Below are 20,040 nucleotides of genomic sequence, written 5' to 3' on the forward strand. Positions count from 1 at the left end.
AGAGATGTTATTTTTTTACTTCGGTGTTTTTGAGTGTATTGAAAAGGAGTTCCCGCGCTCTGAACAATTGAGCTTTGACAGTTCCCAATGGCAAGTCCAGCTCTTCTGATATCTCTTCGTATGAGTATTCTTTAAAATAGCGAAGTTCAATCAGGGTTCTGTATCGCGGTTTTAGCTTTTTTACCACTGTACGCATCAATACAGCTTTTTGTGCACGTATGAGATTCTCTTCCGGGTCGGGGGTTTCATCCTTTAAATGGATGTGTGAATCCATTTCCTTATCTTCAGAAAATGATCCGTCTATGGAGATATGATTAGAGCGTTTCTTTCTTAGGTAATCAATGCAGTTGTTTGATGCTATTTTAAATAACCAGGTACTAAAGGCATAACTTGGTGAGTATTGGCTGAGATTTTTGAATGCTTTTCCAAATGCTTCTATTGTAAGATCTTCTGCATCTGTTTTGTTGTTGATCATCTTTAGGAGCATAAAGTATATAGCATCCCTATAGCGAGCCATTAACTCCGCATAAGCCTTCTGATCACCGCTTTCAGCTCTTTTTACCAGATCAAGGTCATACCTGGCCTTTTCCGACAGATTGGGATTTATTACTTCCATTTACTTTTCTTTCTACTGAATAGGTTAGCAAACTGTGCCCATAGCAAAAACCAGGGATGAATAAATTCAAATATCAGCATCCACCAGTGCAGCCTTCCCTGTGCAAGTTTAATAGAAATATTTCTATTAAACAATAACCTGATAACGAACATAAACAGGTATAGTCCTGCAGCTATTATTGCAAAAGTATTAAAAATTATTAAAAGAATGGTGAGGGCGATCAATAATTGTCTTGTAAAAAGGTCAGTAAAAAGTGCTCGTTTGATGCTGCCTTTGTAATAAGGAGCTGTTGTGAGATGACGCGCTTTTTGTCTCCGCCACTCGCTCAGGTTAACTGGGGGAGTGGAAATGGTTTGTGCCTCAGGGTTTACGATGATCTCAGTGTTGTGTTTATTCGCAACAGATTGAACAAAGAGATCATCATCACCTGATAGTATGTGGCTATGGCTCTTTACTCCATTGTTTTTCACAAACAAATCCTTTTTGTATGCCAGATTTCTTCCAACCCCCATATATGGTTTTTTACTTAATGCATAACCCAAATATTGAATGGCAGTAATGAAGGTGTCGTATCTGGTTAAAAGGTTGGTGAAACCGGATTTTTTCTCATAAGTTCCAAATCCTAAAACAACTTCCTTGTCGTTCTTAAAGCCTTGCATCATGCCGGAAAGCCATTTGTCGGAAGTCGGGTAACAATCTGCATCGGTTAAAACCAGGTGATTGTTTTTTGCCGCTTTAACACCAATTGTGAGTGCCAGTTTTTTTCCATGAGAGAATTTTCTGTCAACCGGGATATTGGTATAATATAAATGAGGATGTTTTTCTTTTAATCTGGCCAACACCATTTCAGAATCGTCTTCTGAGCAGTCGTTAACCACAATTACTTCAAATTCTGGATACTCTTGTGTGAGAACCTTGGGCAAAAATTTCTCCAGATTTTCAGATTCATTTTTTGCACAAATGATAACCGATACGGGTTTCGTGTTTGTTGACTCTGTTTGTATAACTGGTAATGAATAAAATGCGAGTGGTCTTATTCGAATCAAAAGAAACCACAACTGTATGAGCCAGCTAATAACGAAGACGCCTGATATAATTAGTTCAGTCGTTGATGCGGATGAAAAGTCCATATATACGTTACAATTTTAGCCAAAAATGCGATTTTTTTCTCTCGCAGACAAATTAAAATTATGTCATTGGCAAATTGTATCTTTGCGCCTCTCATAATAGAAATATATTAGAATGGACTTTGTATTGCACAAAAAAGATGCTTTCTCGAAAGCACGTGCCGGAGAAATCTCAACTGATCATGGGAAAATAGAAACTCCGGTTTTTATGCCTGTCGGAACTGTTGGATCGGTTAAGGGGATTCATGTACGTGATCTGGAGCAGGAGGTAAGGGCCCGGATTATTCTAGGGAATACTTATCATCTATATTTGCGTCCTGGAATTGATGTTTTGAGAAAAGCCGGAGGGTTACATAAATTCAATAGCTGGGATAAGCCAATTCTTACTGATAGTGGGGGATTTCAGGTGTTCTCGTTAAGCCATCGCAGAAAATTGAAGGAAGAGGGAGCCGAATTTCAAAGTCACATAGATGGCTCGAAGCACGTTTTTACACCTGAAAATGTGGTTGATATCCAAAGGGTAATCGGAGCAGATATAATTATGGCATTTGATGAGTGCCCGCCTGGAGACAGCGATTTCAATTATGCCAAAAAATCGATGGAATTAACACACCGTTGGCTATTGAGAGGGATTGAACGTTTTGACTCAACTGAGCCGCTTTATGATTATGGACAGACTTTTTTTCCGATCGTTCAGGGAGCAGGGTTTCCTGATTTAAGGCGTCAATCTGCTGAGTTTATAGCAAATCAGAATCGCGAGGGAAATGCCATTGGCGGTTTGGCCGTTGGAGAACCCGAAGAAGTGATGTATAAAATGATACAGGTTGTCAATGAAATCCTTCCTGAAGATAAACCCCGATATTTAATGGGGGTAGGAACTCCGGCCAATATACTTGAAGCCATCAGTCTGGGTGTGGATATGTTCGACTGTGTGATGCCAACGCGAAACGGACGAAATGGAATGCTATTTACGTCAAAGGGAATCATTAACATCCGAAATGAGAAGTGGAAGTATGATTTTTCGCCAATCGACCCGGATGGCAACTCTGCATTCGATTTGATTTATTCAAAAGCTTATTTGCGTCACCTTTTTATTGCTGGTGAGATGCTTGGTCCCCAAATTGCGTCAATCCATAATTTGTCATTTTATATGTGGTTGGTTGATGAGGCCAGAAGGCAAATCAACCAAGGCACGTTTTTTGATTGGAAAGAACAAATGGTAAAGCAATTAAAGGTGAGATTGTAATTTGTAATAGTATTTTGTTTTTGGTTCTGTTACTCAGAACCAAACTTAATCATAGATCTGTTTCTAAGATAATTGCCTTTGATGTTTTTCGCTTGTTTATTAGGTGTGTGAGATGCTCTAAAGCTGTTCAATTAATAAATTGTAAAGAGTTTGCATACATCCAATATGTAGTAATAATAAAAGTCTTGCGGTCAATTGATTCGCAGATTGTTCATTTTTTTGTTCCTTTGTAAATCCTTGTTCAAAAAGGTAAATTATAACAACTGCTGATGGAGAGTTGGTACACTAAGTTATTTGGCTTAAAAAAACTGGATATTTATATACTCCGGAAATTCCTTGGTACATTTTTCTTTGCTATTTTATTAATCATTAGTATATCGGTTGTATTCGATTTGGCAGAGAAGATTGATGATTTTCTTGAAAATGCTGCCCCTTTGAATGCCATCGTGTTTGATTATTACGCCAATTTTGTACCCTACTTCGCCAATTTGTTTACGCCACTGTTTGTTTTTATTGCGGTAATTTTCTTCACTTCAAAAATGGCTTATCAAACCGAAATCATCGCCATTCTTTCAAGTGGGGTAAGTTTTAGGCGTTTAATGGTGCCATATATTGTCGGGGCTTTTATTATTGGAGCATTCTCATTTGTTTTGGGGTCATATGTGATTCCTCCTGCCAATAAGGTTCGCCTCGATTTTGAAAGCACCTATGTTCGTAAAAGGCGCGAAACCGGGATGAATAATATACACATGCAGATTGAGCCAAATGTTTATGTATATGTACGTAGATACTCCTCTTTGCGTGAGGTGGGTGATGATTTCAGTCTGGAGGTCTTCGACGGAAAACAGTTAAGAAAGAAAATTACAGCACAATCTGCTGTTTATGATACAGCAACCTCTGGATGGTCTCTGAGGAACTATGTAAAAAGAGAATACATCTCACGCGAAAAGCAGATCATTACCGAAGGTAGGGAGATGGATACCATTCTGAACATGCGTCCAGCCGATTTAAAAGAGGAACGCAAGTTTTTTGAAACCATGACCACGCCTGAACTGACAACATACATCGAAGAACAACAACAGCGGGGGGTAGGAAATGTGGAAGAATTTCTGATTGAAAAGCATCGACGACAGGCATCTCCTTTCTCGGCTTTTATTTTATCCATTATGGGATTGTCGCTTGCTTCACGAAAAGTACGGGGAGGGATGGGGCTTCATATAGGGATAGGAATTGCTCTGAGTTTTGGGTATATTTTATTTATGACGGTGAGCACCACTTTTGCCATCAATGGAAATATGAGCCCCTGGCTTGCTGTGTGGATTCCTAATTTTGTATTTGCTTTGGTGGCTGCCTATCTTTATCGCCGTGCACCCAAATAGTTAACTCTGAATTATTACATGGAGTTTTGTTTATTGAAGTAGATAGTAAATTTTATTAAATTTATTATCTCATGAGAAATCCTGCCTTTCCCATGTATTGAAAACGTCTTTTGTATTTTTCTGAATATTAACGGTTTGTTGTTTATCTGTGAAAAAAAGTCAATAAAAATGCAGACTTTTGGGGTTAAAATTTGTAATTATGCACCTTCAATTGGTTTGTCAGTTTTAGTGTATTTTACTGATAAACATTAAATTAACCAAAACTAATTGAGTATGTCATTGAAAAAGCACATCCTTGATCTTCGTAAAAGAAGAGAAAAGGTTCAGTTGGGAGGTGGCGAAAAAGCCATTGAGAAGCAGATGGCGATGGGTAAAATGACCGCCCGCTCGCGAATTTTAGCTCTTCTCGACAATGAATCTTTCACCGAGTATGACCTTTTTGTTGAGCACGAGGCCCGTGACTTCGGAATGGACAAGAAGCAGTTACATGGTGACGGTGTGATTATAGGAACCGGAACCATTTATGGAGCACCGGTTTGTATTTTTGCACAGGACTTTACTGTTGCCGGTGGATCTTTGGGCTTAATGCACGCCCGTAAGATTACAAAAATTATGGATCACGCCTTGAAAATGCGAGTTCCTTTGATTGGTATTAACGACTCGGGTGGAGCCCGTATTCAGGAAGGAGTAAATTCTCTTGCCGGATATGGTGAGATCTTCTATCGCAATACCATTGCTTCCGGAGTTATTCCACAGATTTCTGTAATATTAGGACCATGTGCAGGCGGAGCAGTATATTCTCCTGCGTTAACGGACTTTGTCTTTGTGGTTGATCAGATTTCTAAAATGTTTATTACCGGGCCAAGCGTTATTAAAACAGTTCTTGGTGAAGAAATTTCCATGGAAGAACTGGGTGGTGCGCGAGTGCACGCCGAAATTACAGGTAATGCTCATTTCTTTGCCGGAAGCGAAATGGAGTGTTTTGAGCAGATTAAGAAGCTTATTACCTTTATTCCCTGGAACAACACACAAAAGGCGAGAGCATTTCCTCCAAAAGAGCCTAAGTTTAAAGGAAATATTGAGGACATTATTCCAGCCGATCCAAAGCAGCCTTACGATGTAAGGGATGTTATTAAAGCCATTGTTGACGACTCTGATTTCTTCGAAATTCAAGAGTTTTTTGCTCCCAACATTGTAATCGGATTTGGCCGTATGAACGGACAAACCACCGGTTTTGTAGCAAACCAGCCATTGGTTTTGGCCGGAGTGCTTGATTGCGACAGTTCTGATAAAGCTGCCCGTTTCATTCGTTACTGTAACGCATTTAACATTCCGATCATTACCCTTGAAGATATGCCGGGCTATTTGCCGGGTGTTGATCAAGAGCATGCCGGTGTTATTCGTCACGGAGCTAAAGTGCTTTATGCATACTCTGAGGCCACTGTGCCAAAAATTACCGTGATTCTGCGTAAAGCATATGGCGGAGGTTATATTGCTATGAACTCACGCCATCTTGGTGCTGACTTTATGTTTGCCTGGCCAATGGCTGAAATCGCAGTAATGGGCCCTGAAGGGGCTGCCAACATCATCTTTAAGAAAGAGATTGAAGAGGCCGAAGATCCTGATGCAATGCGTGAAGAAAAAGTTCAGGAATACATCGACCGTTTCGCAAATCCTTATGTTGCAGCTGCTAAAGGGTATATTGATTCCGTAATTGAGCCATCTGAAACCAGACATTTGCTGCTACATGCCATTGAGGTGTCCAGCAACAAGAATGATCAGAGACCATACAAAAAGCACGGAATTCCACCATTTTAATATGCACAATCATGGAAGATAAAAAGCTTGAGCTGGTCGATTTTGCCGTGACTGCGCGTAAATACAAGACCTTGCTTACCATTAAATATGCAACCAGAAAACCTTATAAAGCTCCCGATCCGAAAGAGATTAAATCTTACATACCGGGAACTATTATCGATATTAAGGTTAAGCCCGGTGCTAAAGTAAAAGAAGGCCAAATCCTTTTAATACTTGAAGCCATGAAGATGATGAATAAGGTGTTGATGCCTTTTGACGGAAAGATTAAGAATATTCATGTTTCCAAGGGGGAAAAGATACCGAAGAATCACTTGATGATTGAATTGGAATAAAAAAATGCCCCGCGATCGCGGGGCATTTTTTTATTCCTTTAAATATCTCTCCAACCAGTTGTGAAGCTCTTCATACCAGAAAATTGAATTTTGAGGATTTAAAATCCAGTGATTCTCATCAGGATAATAGACCAATCTGGCATCCAATCCCATCGATTTGTAAATTCCATATATTAAAAAGCCATGAGCCACAGGCACCCTGTAGTCCAGTTCTCCATGAATAACCAGCATCGGGGTTTTAAAGTTGTGTGCAAACTGCGCAGGGTTGTTTGCATTAAGCTGATCAAAGTTTTCCCAGGGAGAGCCGCTGTATTGATAGGCTCTGTTTCCGGAGTAGTCTGATGCAAATTGCAAATGCAGATCGTAAACTCCTGCATGATTAACCAGTGCGGCAAACCGATCGGTGTGACCAGCGATCCAGCTTACCATATATCCTCCGTAACTGCCTCCGGTGGCTGCCATTCTGGTTTCATCAACAATGCCGCGTTCAATCAGGTAATCGGTTGCTCTCATGATGTCCTCAAAAGGCTTAGGAGCATGTTCACCGTGTATGCTGATGGCAAAGTCCTGACCAAAACTGGTGGAGCCATGAAAATTTGGCATGGCCACTATGTATCCGGGGGCTGCAAACAACTGGCTGTTCCACCGGAAATGAAATGAATCGCCAAAAATGCCGTGTGGCCCACCATGGATCATCAATACCAAAGGATATTTTTTATTCGGGTCGTAATCGGGTGGGTAGTTGATGAACAATTGCACATCGTGGTTTTCTGCTCCTTTGTAAGTTACATTTTCAATAGTACCCCAATTTATGGATGCAACTAAATCATCGTTAAACCCGGTCAGTTTTTCTGTCTGTCTGTTGCGCAGGTTTAATCTGTATAGTTCTGGTGCCGCGCTTAGGTTGTGATGATTAAAGATAAGATGCCGGTTTCCTGCCAAAGCTGCACCACTGTTGGTGCCTGAGCCGAATAACTCTGTGTGCTGTCCACCATTTGTAGGGATGCTGAAGATGGAGGTCATTGAATTATCTTGTGCATGAAAGTAAATGGTGCGTCCGTTTTCGCTGAAAAACCAATTTTCACAGGATAGGTCGATGTGATCGGTAAGCCTTTGTTTGTTTCCGGTTGCAACATCGTAAAGAACCATGACGGTTTTATCGGCATAGAAATGGTAGATTTCTTTAGCTCCGTAAAGAATTTTTTTTCCATCGGGCGAAAATACAGGATTCATATCGTCAGCAGGATTATCAGCTGTGATATTGGTTAATTCTCCTGATCCATCAGTGGGAACCAGGTACAGATCGTAATTTAATCTTTCATAGGGAGGTTTAGTTGAGTTCATGCTTACCACGATGGTTTTACCATCGGGGGCAATATCGTAATTTACCCCGCTCATCATATTGAAAAAGTTGCTGGTGTTGGGCATCAAATCAGTAACGGTTTCCGAATTCAAATCAACGGTAAAAAGTCGTGGGTAAAGCCCGTCGGTAATCCATCTGTCCCAAAACCGATACATCACATTTTCGGTAACTTTCGCGGTTACTTTGCTTTCTCTGTTTTTTTTCTGAATCTCCTTTAGTTTGTCCCAATCTCCATCATAGTCGGGATGAATGTTGGCTGCAAATGCAAGTTTTTTTCCATCGGGGAACCACTTAGGGGCAAACACTCCAACAGGGAGATCTGTAATTTTTCTGGGTTCACCCCCGTATAACGGCAGGATAAATAGTTGTGCGGGGTTATTGTCCCGACGCGAAACAAATGCTATATATTGACCATCGGGCGACCATGCAGGGGAGCTTTCACTTCCATTAAAGGTTAACTGTCGGTAATTCCCATTATCATTGTTCATCAAATAAAGATGAGTTTTGGAATTGTTCTCTTCAATGCAATAAGTCGATACAGGAAAGACTGTTTGTTTTCCGTCTGGTGAAACTGTTGGGCTGCCAACCCGGGCAAATTCCCAGAGATTTTCGGCAGTAATCGGGCTCTTTTCTGCAATGGAGTGAATAAATATTCCAAACATCATTGCAATCATCATGCTTAATACCTTCATTTTTTATAAGTTTTAAATGATTTTGATGCACAATATAGAAAAGCAGGGGCATTTATTCAATGACAGGCCTTTGGTTTTGGGTATTTTAACATCAAAGCGTATATTTTTATTCCATTCTCTCTTTTCTCTGTATCTAATTGATTATTTTTACAGTCCGAAAAGTTTTGTTTACATCCCCTTTGATAGCTTTTTTAATTAGTAGAGATCTGTTCGAATTCATTTTCATGAATTCGAACATGGAAAAAGAGATGTATTTAATTTTCAGAATTTATTTAACTTATAGTAATAACCTGACTGAATATGCGACGCACAAAAATTGTTGAGGTACTTAAAAGTGAAGAAACTGGTAAGGAGTTTTTAGTAAAAGGCTGGGTCAGAACCCGAAGAGGTAATAAGCAGGTGAATTTTATTGCCATGAATGACGGCTCAACCATTCATAATCTTCAAATTGTTGCAGATGTAGAAAAGTTTGGCGAAGAGTTGATGCGCCGGATCAATACAGGTGCTTCACTGGCTGTTGTGGGAGAGTTGAATCAATCGCAGGGAACCGGACAAAATGTTGAACTGCTGGCTAAGAAAATTGAAGTCATTGGAGACTGTGACGTAAATGAGTATCCTCTACAACCCAAAAAACATTCCCTGGAATTTTTGCGCGAGAAAGCGCATTTGCGCTTTCGTACCAATACTTTCAGTGCCATTGCAAGAGTTCGCCATGCTATGATATTTGCTGTTCATAGCTTCTTTTCTTCGAAAGGATTTGTGAATATTCATACCCCAATCATCACCTCATCTGATGCAGAAGGTGCAGGTGAAATGTTTCAGGTTACAACACTGAATCTTGACAACATCCCTAAAAATGATGATGGAGCCATAGATTTCTCAAAAGATTTTTTTGGTCGTCCCACTAATTTGACGGTTTCCGGACAGTTAGAGGGAGAATTGGCAGCTATGGGATTGGCTGACATCTATACTTTTGGCCCCACATTCAGAGCTGAGAATTCAAATACCACTCGTCACCTGGCTGAGTTTTGGATGATTGAGCCGGAAATGGCTTTTTACGATCTGAATGACAACATGGATTTGGCTGAGGAATTTCTGAAATTTTTGATTCGATATGCCCTGGATAATTGTGCTGACGATTTAAATTTTCTCAGCAACAGGCTTAAAGAGGAGGAGAAAAACAAAAAAGCCGATGAAAAAAGCATGGAATTGATTGAAAAATTAAAATTCGTGCTGGAAGATGATTTTGTGCGATTGACCTACACAGAAGCAATCGAAATATTGCGTAACAGTAAACCCAATAAAAAGGGACAATTCAAATATCCAATTGAAGGATATGGAGCCGATCTGCAAAGTGAGCACGAGCGTTACCTTGTAGAGCGTCATTTTAAGAAACCTGTGATTCTTACCGATTATCCCAAGGAGATCAAAGCTTTTTACATGAAGTTAAATGAGGAAAACAAAACAGTTAGAGCCATGGATGTTCTATTTCCTCAGATAGGTGAAATCATAGGAGGCTCACAGCGGGAAGAAAACTACGACAAATTGGTGGCAAGAATGGAGGAAATGGATATTCCTGTTGAGGAGATGTGGTGGTATCTGGAAACCCGTAAGTTTGGAACGGTACCGCACAGTGGCTTTGGTCTTGGTTTTGAAAGATTAATGCTTTTCGTTACCGGGATGGGTAATATTCGGGATGTCATTCCGTTCCCAAGAACTCCAAAAAATGCTGAGTTTTAATTTTCTTTTTAGAAACCATCATTATATGGAAACAGTCTGTTCGTAATACGAACAGACTGTTTTTATTTAAAAATGGTACTCAACTTTATGAGATATAATAAAAATTTTTCCAAAAAAAATACCAATTATTGAGAAAAATATGAACTTTTTTTCAAATAAAATATGTTAAGTTGTTTGAATTGGTGACGTTATTTAAGTTTTATTTAAAAACAGATGTTTTAGTTTGTTGTGTATTTTATACACTTTTTTAGTTGAATTGAAAAAAAATATTGTTTATAAAGAGGTCGCTTGTTTTATATTTATGCATGATTAGGGTTTGATTATGAATTGGTAAAGATTTAGAAAATGATAACATTTTTTCACTTGATCACGTACAATACATTAATGATTAAAGGAGAGATGTGAAAAGATTACTCAAAAGTGCGGTAGTTATTTGTTTGGTGTTGAGTGTCCGAATTGGTTTTGCTCAATATCCCGATCTGTATTTTAAGCGATTACCCGACTACGTAAATCTTTCAAGCCATTATGTAACACATATGGCTCAGGACGATGACGGGTACGTTTGGATAGGAACAAGGGATGGCTTAAATCGGTTCGATGGTCATGAAATACGGGTTTATCGGGCTGTTGACAATCAATTGAACGCTGGTTTGGCAGGTAATCAGATTGAACATTTGTTGGTTGATTCGGCCAGCAGGGTGTGGGTTGTATCTTCTGACGTAATATCGGTTTACAACCGAGAGTATGATCGTTTCGATATAGTAGCGAGTCCTCATCAGCCGGCTGGATTGGAAGAATTTTACTTTAATCATATGGAGATTGATTTGTATGGGCGGCTTACACTCTGCACAGGTAATGATTTATTCTACTTTGATGACGCAACAAAGAGCTTTCAACATCTCCTATCAACCGATTTAGGTTATATTTATTCTTATGCTTTCGACAAACAAGGGGGAATTTGGATTGGGCATTATAACTCTGGAGGAGTTTCATATTACTCGGACTATGAATCAGATGCACCGTTATTTGTTTTGGAAGCTACTCTTCATCCAAACCGGGAACAGATCTCAGTAATAGATCTTGAAGTTGATGATCAGTTTCTATGGGTAGGAATTGAGCACGGCGGAATTGCTCGTGTAGATAGAGAGACAGGAGCTATTCAAAACTATTTCCATGACACTTCGGAGAGGTTTGTTACCCGATTTTTTACTGATGCAACGGGTAAATTGTGGTCGGTAGATTATAGCGGAATGAAGGTATACGTGGAAGAGGAAGACCGTTTCCATGGGTATTATCATGATTCTAATATGTCCGGATCAATCAGACCAAACCTTAATGGTGTTTTTCAGGATACTCAAGGAAATTATTACACTTATTATAATGGCGAGGGAGTATATGCGAGTTCTGTTGCCAGAGGATTTCAATTGTATAACGAGAGTGATTATTACTATTGGCATGTACGACAAAGCAACATCAGTGCTGTTCATGAAGATGTTTATGGCAATTTGTGGCTTGGCGGATTTAGTGGTGGACTTACAGTTTTTAATTGGGGAAGCGGTGAAATTATTTGGTATCCTTCTACAGAAAACATTCCCGGTCAGATTGGACGAGGAAGTGTTTTATCTATTTTTCAGGACTCCAAATCCCGGATGTGGCTGGGAACCCACAATGGCGGGTTACATTTGTATGATGAAAGCAACAACCGGTTTGAGGCATGGAGAGCAGATGGAACCAACAGCAGCTTAAGTAACAATGATGTAAGAGCAATCGCTGAAGACTCGAAGGGAAACCTCTGGATTGGAACCCATGGAGGAGGTGTTAATCAGTTTTTAGTAGAAGATAATAAGTTTGTGGTATATAATGAGTTGAACAGTGCTCTAAATTCCGATTGGATTCACTACTTAATGGTTGACCGAGATGATAAGCTTTGGGTTGGGACAGCTTATGGTTTATGTATTGTGGATATAGAATCTCAAGAATTCCGAAACTTTTATGCAGAACCCGGAAATCCCGAAGCAATACATGGAAATCAGGTAATCACCATACTGGAGTCGGGTAATGGCACCATTTGGATTGGCACAAATAACGGATTGTTCCGTTTTGATGAAACTAATGAAACCTTTATCCGGCGTGACCAGAATTTCAGAAATAGTTATATTACAAGCATTGAAGAAGATCAGAATGGAGAATTGTGGGTTGGGACTCTCTTTGGTTTACACCGATACAATCCAGAAACCGGTGATTTGTTCCATTTTGATGAAAATGATGGGATACAGGGTCCCGGGTTTAATAATAATGCTTCTTATTTTAATGGTGAAGATATTCTCTTTTTCGCCGGAAGTGGCGGGGTCAACGCATTTAATCCGGATAATCTTCACTATAATACCTCTCCTCCGGAATTGAGATTCTCGAGATTTTTGTTGTTTAACAGGGAAGTTTCAGACTATGAGTCGAGTTCTGTTCTCAATAAAGAGATCAATTGGGTGGACGAAATAGTTCTTGACCACAATCAGAATTTTTTTAGTTTCGAGTTTGTTGCGCTTAATATGATTAACTCCCATCGCAATGAATATGCTGTTATGATGGAAGGTTTTGATGATGGGTGGGTTTATATTGGTGCACGACGCCAGGTGTCATACACCAATCTCAGTCCGGGAAGGTATGTTTTTCGTGTAAAGGCTGCAAATAATGACGGAATATGGAATGAAGAAGGTATTTCAGTAAAAGTTAGAGTTCTGCCTCCCTGGTATAAAACCATTTGGTTTTATACTGCTATCACATTGGTGATTTTAATCCTTATCTTCTCAATATTTCGAATACGTACAGCGAATTTAATAAAGCAGAAAAAAAGATTAGCTCGTATAGTTTCAGAGCAAACGCGGAAATTGCGAAAAAGCAATCGAGAATTAAAGCATCGGGCAACAGAGTTGAACCGGATTAACAAGATTCTTGAGGAACGGCAAAAACTAATAACAGATCAGCGTGAAGAACTGGAGAGTCAGGCTGACCATCTGCAAAAAAGCAACAGGGAGTTAATTAAACTGATCAACACCAAGGATAAGCTCTTTTCAATTATTGCACACGATTTAAGGTCTCCTTTCAACACCATTCTAGGATTCTCATCACTTCTTTCTGAATTCAGTGATCAGGATGACAGAGAGCAGGTGAGGGAGCATGCCCGAATTATTCATGATTCATCTTTGGTGGTGTTTAACCTGTTGGAGAACCTGCTTTATTGGGCGCGTACTCAGACCAACGACATACAATTTTCTCCTGTTCATACAGATTTAAATGATATTGTGAACGAAAATTTCATTTTGATTGATGATGGTGCAAAAAAGAAAGAGATTGAGGTTGATGTTTCGGAATATCAAAATCTTCCGGTGTTCGCCGACATCAATATGATGCGAACGGTGGTTCGCAATTTATTAATTAACGCTGTGAAGTTTACGCCAAGGGGTGGAAAGATTTCTGTGTCATCGGAGGAGATCAATGATCGTGTATTTATATATATAAAGGATACGGGAGTAGGAATGGGTTCTTCTGATATAGAACAAATTCTGACACTGGGAGCCTCTTCCAGCACAAAAGGAACCGAAGGCGAGAAAGGCTCTGGTTTAGGTTTGGTTTTGTGTAATGAGTTTATTCAGAAAAATGGAGGTAAATTGCTGATTGAGAGTAAACCAGGATTAGGCAGTAGCTTTGGTTTTTCACTCCCGAGAGGAGTGAAAAAAATTAGCTGATTTCCTCCAGATGAGTTACATATGTAGATGACCAGGTGATTTCAGGTTTATCTTTGAATAATCCGTAAACCGCAGAACCGCTTCCCGACATGGAAGCATATATGGCTCCATTTCGGTAGAAATTTTCTTTTATTTCGGCTATAGCAGGATGTTTTTGAAATACAGTATCCTCAAAGTCGTTTTTGAGAAATTTTCTCCACTCTTTAATAGGCTTGGTTAAGATTTCATTTATTGGCATGGATGGTGATTTTGGGATAATTCCGCCATATGCTTCGGCAGTTGACACATGAATGCCCGGCGCAACAATTAAAAGCCAAAGGCTTTTTAATTGAAGTGAAATACCTGAGAATTCATTGCCTATTCCTCTTGCCATGACAGCCTGGTTTTTAATAAAAACAGGACAATCGGCTCCCAACGTGGCAGCCATCTTTTCCAGATCAGAAGAAGAGAAGTTTTTTTGAAACTGCTCGTTTAGCAGTTTCAGCATGAAAGCAGCATCTGCTGAGCCTCCTCCAAGACCGGCTCCAAAAGGAATCACTTTGTGAAGGTGGATCTTAAGCGGAGGAATTGATGTGTGTTGGCGCATGTGTGTCAAGGCCTTCATGCAAAGGTTGTTGTCGGAGGAGCCATCAATATTTAGCCCGGAAACCGAAAATTCGTCAGAGTTTTCAGTTGATGGAATGACTTCCAGAACATCATTCCATTTCTTTACAGGAAAAAAGACGGTTTCCAAATTGTGATAACCATCGTTTCTTTTGGAAACGATGTTCAAACCCAGATTTATTTTAGCATTGGGAAATACGATCATGCCGAAGATTTTTATATCACATCAAAGAACAAAAGTAGTTAATTTTAATGCAAATGAATGGATTGTTAATAACTCTGTTTGATAGTTGTTAATATGAATCCTTTAAATGGCTTTCAAGCACACCCACTTTTTTATACCTTTGTATCCTTTTCAAAAAATAATTTTATCAATGGCCGAGAAACGATATAATAACAGAAAGAAGTCCCCGGAACCGATGGATTTTGGTGTGGGGAAAATGCCACCACAGGCCATTGAACTCGAAGAAGCCGTATTGGGAGCCATGCTTCTTGAAAAAGATGCATTTACCAATGTGTCAGAAATATTAAAGACTGAGTGCTTCTATAAGGAAGCGCATCAACATATTTATGAGGCCATAACCAGCCTTTTTGCCCGCCAGGAACCGGCCGATTTGCTTACTGTTACCGAAGAGTTACGTCGAATGGCAAAACTGGAAGAGGTGGGTGGAGCTTTTTATATCACCCAGCTTACCGGAAGAGTTGCCTCTGCGGCTCATATAGAGTACCATTCGCGCATCATTTACCAGAAATATCTGCAACGTGAAATGATACGCATTTCAGGAGTTATCCAAACCAAGGCGTTTGATGAGTCGGAGGATGTGAATGATTTGCTGGAAGAGGCGGAAAATTCACTTTTTATGCTTTCACAAGGAAGTATGAAGCGTGATGCAACGCAAATTAGTCCGGTGATTAATGAAGCCATTGAGATGATTCAGGTGGCCAGTAAGCGGACAGATGGTTTGAGTGGTGTTCCCAGTGGATTTACAGAACTTGACAGAATGACATCAGGTTGGCAAAATTCCGATATGGTTGTAATTGCTGCACGTCCTGCCATGGGAAAAACTGCATTTGTTTTGTCGATGGCACGAAATATGGCGGTGAAATATAATCAGGCCGTGGCTGTGTTTTCTCTTGAGATGTCAAATGTTCAGCTTGTTAATCGTTTAATAGTAGCAGAAACTGAATTGGCTGCTGAGAAAATTAAAACAGGGAAACTTGAACCATACGAATGGGAGCAATTGGATCATAAAATTAAATCTCTGGTAGATGCACCCATATTTGTGGATGACACAGCTGGTTTATCAGTATTTGAACTGAGAGCAAAGTGCCGCAGGTTAAAGAAGCAGCATGATCTGAAAATCATTATCATTGATTATCTTCAGTTGATGAATGCCAGCGGCATGAACCCCGGTAACCGTCAGGAAGAAGTGAGTATGATTTCCCGTTCATTAAAAGGTCTGGCCAAGGAGTTAAATGTTCCAATTCTTGCACTTTCTCAGTTAAACAGGGGGGTAGAAAGTCGAACAGGGGAGGGGAAACGTCCGCAACTTTCTGATCTTCGGGAGTCCGGAGCCATTGAACAGGATGCGGATATGGTTCTTTTCATCCACCGACCCGAGTATTATAAAATTACCGAGGATGAAAATGGTAACTCACTAATCGGAATGGCCGAAATTATAATTGCCAAGCATCGTAACGGAGCCACAGGTGATGTTCGTTTGAGATTCCGTCCGGAGGTGATTCGATTTGAGGATGTGGATGTTGATGGATTTGGTGGAGGATATGGGGGGGAATCAGATTCTATGCAGGTGTTCAGTTCAAAAATGAATGAAACCATCTCCACAGGTAGTCCTGCTCCCGGCTCCAAACCCGACTTTGGCTTTGGTGGTAATTTTGAAAGGGATGCTGAGTTTTAACTTTACAAACAATCCAACAACTCCTTCAGCGATCTGATCTCCATAAAAACCACCTCATTATGAGGTGTTGCAGCAGGGTTAAAATATACGTGATCCAATCCGAAGTTTTTGGCTCCGGCGATGTCGGTTTCAAGGCTGTCGCCTATTATCAGACTCTCTTTTTTCTTTGCGTTGCAGCTTCGTATGGCATGTTCAAAGAATTCTTGTTTAGGTTTTTGTGCACCGATCTCTTCCGAAATAAATATTTTTTGAAAAAAGGGTTTTAGTCCGCTCTTTTCCATCTTAACATGCTGTGCCTCTACGAATCCGTTGGTAATGATGTGTAGATTGTATTTTGGATGCAGATACTCCAAAAGCTCAATGGCACCGGGAATAAGTGCTGTTTTTTTAGAGTTTTCCGCCACAAAATCAAAAGAGAATTTTCGTGCCCTTTCAAAATCGTCAAGTCCGGAGGTTAAAAATGTCTTATGAAACCGCCCTATGGCAACTTCCGGTTTTCTGATTTCTCCATGTCTGTATTTAAGCCATAAATCGGCATTTATTGGCTCGTAGGTGTTGAAAAAAATGTCAAAACTGTCAAAGTGTTTATCCAGTTTGTACCGGATAAACAACTCTGACAGTGTATGTTTTTCGTTTGTATTAAAGTCCCAAAGGGTGTGATCAAGATCAAAAAAAAGATGCTGATACTGCTGAATGTACATTATTATTTATTATGTAACTGTTTAAGTTTAGTTTCCAAAGAATTTAATAGATGCGAAGATCCATAGATTATAGACAGATAGAATAGATGAAACGAGCCATGAGAAAACCTTCTCACACAGGCAAAGTACTGAGCTCTGTCGAAGTAAGAATGACTATGATGGCGAGTTTCATGTGACCTTAAAATACAAATTTTAGACACATGAAAAAGATAATTAGAACGATCTGATTCTCTTTATAGTCTTGTCTATCTGTCTAAAAATCTAATATCTAAAGATCTTTTTGCCTATTCGATACAAATTTTAAACAGCCTCTAAAACTCCTGTGCTAATTTACCTGAATGACCAGATAACGCGTTATACTCCAGAAAAGTTCCGGATCTTCTATTACTAAAATCAGATTTCCTTCCTCTCCGGTAACCAGTTGGAATGACCCTGAGGGATGATTGGAAAGCACTTCAGCTTTTGAAGTATAAAGCTGTATTGTATCTTTTTCCCTGATGTCTATTTGCTGGAAATAACTTTTATCAAAATCTTCTTTCAGTATTCTGGTGCTTCCAAAAAACAGGAATCCTTCACGGGTTAATATGTTTTGATTTCGAAGTTCACGACGCGTTCCCATGGTGTACCATGCGCGGTTATAATAATCCGTTGTCTGGTCGAGTTCTTGACGCGTTGATTCATTGGCCTTGCGGATGGAGTCCATCTCGAAACTGAGATCCATGATCTCCAGATTCAGGTGGTCAATTACAAGTTCTCTTTGCTGAAGTTGCTCCTGAAGCAGAACAATTTGTGCTGATTTTTCCTGAAGTTGCTCATTTAATCCGGCAATCAGACGGTTTACTCTATTGTTCTCAACACCTGAGTTTCTGAGTTGCGCTTCAAGTTCCTGAATACGATCCTTGTTTTGAACCATCAACTCATATATGAGTTGAATGTCCTCGTTAATTTGTTCACCGGTGCGGCCACGCATATCTCCGGATTCAGCCTGAACCGATATAATTTGTTCCTTCTCTTTAATCAGACGAAGGTTTTCATCAATATCACCGAGTGTCTCAACCAACTGGTTTAATTGGATCTCTTTTTTGGCTGTTTCAACCAAAAGAGAGTCGTTCATCTGCATCAGCTCGGTACGGGACGGCCCCGATGTGCATTGCCATAAGAATGGCACCAGCATGAGTAAAATTAAATTTCTCATATTCTTAGATTTATGGGTGTAAATTTTTATAGTTCTCTGTTTCCTTCAATGACCAGCACGATCTCCCCCTTGGGAGGATGATCGGTATAATATTTTATTAATTCTTCCAGGCTTCCTCGTTTAATTTCTTCATAAAATTTTGACAACTCTCTGCATACAGCTGCTTTTCTTTCCAATCCAAAAAACTCGGCAGATTGATTAAGCGTTTTTACCAATCGGTGTGGTGATTCATAAAACACCATGGTTCTTTCCTCCTGCTGAAGTGCCGTTAGTTTTTTTTGGCGTCCTTTTTTTGGAGGAAGGAATCCTTCAAAGCAAAACCTGTCGTTTGGTAATCCTGCCATCACGATGGCAGGGATAAGCGCCGTTGCTCCTGGTAAGCATTCAACTTCTATGCCATTGGTTATGCAATGATTTACCAGGAGGTAGCCGGGGTCGGAAATGCCTGGTGTTCCAGCATCTGAGACCATTGCAGCAGTCTCTCCGCCTTTGATGCGTTGTGTAATTTTTTCTACAGTATTGTGTTCATTGAATTTATGATGGGAAAACATTTTACTCTCAATCTGGTAGTGCTTAAGAAGCATTCCTGTTGTGCGTGTATCTTCCGCAAGAATGAAGTCGGCTTCCTTTAAAACACGTAAAGCCCGGAGAGTAATATCTTCCAGATTGCCGATGGGAGTAGGTACGAGAATTAATTTGCCCATTATAGGATTATTTGGGGAATCTTCTTTTTATCAGTTCTTTAAAAGACACCACTGCTTCATTGTTTTGATCCCAGTTAAAGTTTCCGGATAAAAAGGAGACAGCAGATTCAAATGTGGCCATTTGATTGATCTGATCAATGGTTTGGTTAAACAGTTCGGAGTTGTTCCCGAACAGTTCTCTTTGGAAGAAAAACCGGTCGTTTATGCCTATTGCCTTACGCAAATCGGCAATTGGTTGTTGAAATTTTGGAATTGAGACGGAATCGTGACCGGTACCCAATTTCTCATTAAAGGATTGTTTGTCTTTACCCAATATTTCACCAAGAACAGTTCCTTGTGTTGTTGGCTCATTTTTCTGTGTTGCTTTTGCCGTTTCCTGTTTGGTAGCTTCAACCGATTTAGGAGCGGGTTCGGGTGTTTTAGTTTTTTCTGGGGTGGGTGCAGGTGGTGAGGCTTTTTCTTCATGTTGGATTTCAGGCTCCGGAGATGGAACTGTTTTCTCTTCCTCTGCAGGTTCGTTGATGATTTCCAGCACAGGATTTTCCTCTTTCATTGGTTTGGGTTCTTCTTTTACAGGAGCGGGTTGCGGAGGTATTGGCAGATCTGTTTTTTGAGGCGCATTAAGTCCTTCAAAAAGTGCAATTTCATCCAGTATTCCTTTGGTTTTACTCTTTGCTAATTGTATGTATACAGCAGGGACTTCCTCTTTTCCGGAAAAGGTATTCAGCAATGTTTCCAGCTCCTTTATGTCCTGAAGAATTATTTTAAGCAGTGCTTCTTTTTCCATATTATCTTGTTGACAATCATTTTTCTTTACCTTTGCAAAGGTAGTAATTGAATTTTTGTGAATCTACTATTCTTA

15 protein-coding genes are annotated in these 20,040 nt (G+C 39.9%); 7 read left to right on the forward strand and 8 right to left on the reverse strand.

Annotated features, from left to right (window positions below; all coding sequences use genetic code 11):
* Positions 1–7: 7 nt before the first annotated feature.
* Both EV194_RS10440 and EV194_RS10445 read right to left on the reverse strand, forming a co-directional pair.
* The gene (locus tag EV194_RS10440) at positions 8–616 is read right to left on the reverse strand and encodes an RNA polymerase sigma factor (protein WP_132433987.1); all 609 of its coding nucleotides are present in this window, start codon (positions 614–616) and stop codon (positions 8–10) included.
* Entirely contained in the window at positions 607–1,746 is a 1,140-nt protein-coding gene (locus EV194_RS10445; RefSeq protein ID WP_132433988.1) for a glycosyltransferase, read from the reverse strand. The genes EV194_RS10440 and EV194_RS10445 overlap by 10 nt, the downstream gene beginning before the upstream one ends.
* Positions 1,747–1,858: 112 nt before the next feature.
* Between EV194_RS10445 and tgt the strand changes: the two genes are divergently transcribed.
* From tgt to EV194_RS10465, 4 genes are all read left to right on the forward strand, one after another.
* The gene (gene tgt, locus EV194_RS10450; RefSeq protein ID WP_132433989.1) at positions 1,859–2,989 is read left to right on the forward strand and encodes a tRNA guanosine(34) transglycosylase Tgt; all 1,131 of its coding nucleotides are present in this window, start codon (positions 1,859–1,861) and stop codon (positions 2,987–2,989) included.
* A 269-nt stretch (positions 2,990–3,258) separates the two neighbouring features.
* Complete coding sequence (locus EV194_RS10455; protein ID WP_132433990.1) at positions 3,259–4,368, forward strand: LptF/LptG family permease; 1,110 nt, start codon at positions 3,259–3,261, stop codon at positions 4,366–4,368.
* 273 nt (positions 4,369–4,641) lie between these two features.
* Complete coding sequence (locus tag EV194_RS10460; RefSeq protein WP_132433991.1) at positions 4,642–6,186, forward strand: acyl-CoA carboxylase subunit beta; 1,545 nt, start codon at positions 4,642–4,644, stop codon at positions 6,184–6,186.
* Between the two features lie 11 nt (positions 6,187–6,197).
* Positions 6,198–6,518, forward strand: a complete 321-nt coding sequence (locus EV194_RS10465; RefSeq protein WP_079557999.1) for an acetyl-CoA carboxylase biotin carboxyl carrier protein subunit — start codon at positions 6,198–6,200, stop codon at positions 6,516–6,518.
* A 30-nt stretch (positions 6,519–6,548) separates the two neighbouring features.
* Here the strand turns inward: EV194_RS10465 and EV194_RS10470 are convergent, their stop codons facing one another.
* Positions 6,549–8,573: a S9 family peptidase gene (locus EV194_RS10470; RefSeq protein WP_132433992.1), complete on the reverse strand. Its 2,025-nt coding sequence runs from the start codon at positions 8,571–8,573 to the stop codon at positions 6,549–6,551.
* Positions 8,574–8,873: 300 nt separating this feature from the next.
* Here EV194_RS10470 and asnS point away from each other — a divergent pair, with 300 nt between their 5' ends.
* A complete protein-coding gene (asnS, locus tag EV194_RS10475) occupies positions 8,874–10,313 on the forward strand; it encodes an asparagine--tRNA ligase (protein ID WP_132433993.1) in 1,440 nt (479 codons plus the stop codon).
* A 401-nt stretch (positions 10,314–10,714) separates the two neighbouring features.
* Positions 10,715–14,056, forward strand: coding sequence for a sensor histidine kinase (locus EV194_RS10480; RefSeq protein WP_132433994.1), 3,342 nt, complete (start codon positions 10,715–10,717; stop codon positions 14,054–14,056).
* On the opposite strand, the gene ispE is transcribed toward EV194_RS10480, so the two are convergent.
* A complete protein-coding gene (gene ispE, locus EV194_RS10485) occupies positions 14,049–14,864 on the reverse strand; it encodes a 4-(cytidine 5'-diphospho)-2-C-methyl-D-erythritol kinase (protein WP_132433995.1) in 816 nt (271 codons plus the stop codon). The genes EV194_RS10480 and ispE overlap by 8 nt on opposite strands.
* Positions 14,865–15,033: 169 nt before the next feature.
* On the opposite strand from ispE, the gene dnaB reads away from it, so the two are divergent.
* On the forward strand, positions 15,034–16,578 hold the full coding sequence (gene dnaB, locus EV194_RS10490) for a replicative DNA helicase (RefSeq protein ID WP_132433996.1): 1,545 nt from the start codon (positions 15,034–15,036) through the stop codon (positions 16,576–16,578).
* A 2-nt stretch (positions 16,579–16,580) separates the two neighbouring features.
* Here dnaB and EV194_RS10495 read toward each other — a convergent pair whose 3' ends face one another.
* From EV194_RS10495 to EV194_RS10510, 4 genes are all read right to left on the reverse strand, one after another.
* Positions 16,581–17,279 (reverse strand): YjjG family noncanonical pyrimidine nucleotidase, encoded by a 699-nt coding sequence (locus EV194_RS10495; protein WP_132433997.1) that lies wholly within the window; start codon positions 17,277–17,279, stop codon positions 16,581–16,583.
* Positions 17,280–17,604: 325 nt separating this feature from the next.
* Positions 17,605–18,474 (reverse strand): Cbp1 family collagen-binding glycoprotein adhesin, encoded by an 870-nt coding sequence (locus EV194_RS10500; protein WP_132433998.1) that lies wholly within the window; start codon positions 18,472–18,474, stop codon positions 17,605–17,607.
* A 26-nt stretch (positions 18,475–18,500) separates the two neighbouring features.
* Positions 18,501–19,178: a 16S rRNA (cytidine(1402)-2'-O)-methyltransferase gene (gene rsmI / locus EV194_RS10505; RefSeq protein WP_132433999.1), complete on the reverse strand. Its 678-nt coding sequence runs from the start codon at positions 19,176–19,178 to the stop codon at positions 18,501–18,503.
* A 7-nt stretch (positions 19,179–19,185) separates the two neighbouring features.
* Entirely contained in the window at positions 19,186–19,965 is a 780-nt protein-coding gene (locus EV194_RS10510; protein WP_132434000.1) for a hypothetical protein, read from the reverse strand.
* Positions 19,966–20,040 lie beyond the last annotated feature (75 nt).

The organism is Natronoflexus pectinivorans (assembly GCF_004345615.1).
Lineage (GTDB): Bacteria > Bacteroidota > Bacteroidia > Bacteroidales > Marinilabiliaceae > Natronoflexus > Natronoflexus pectinivorans.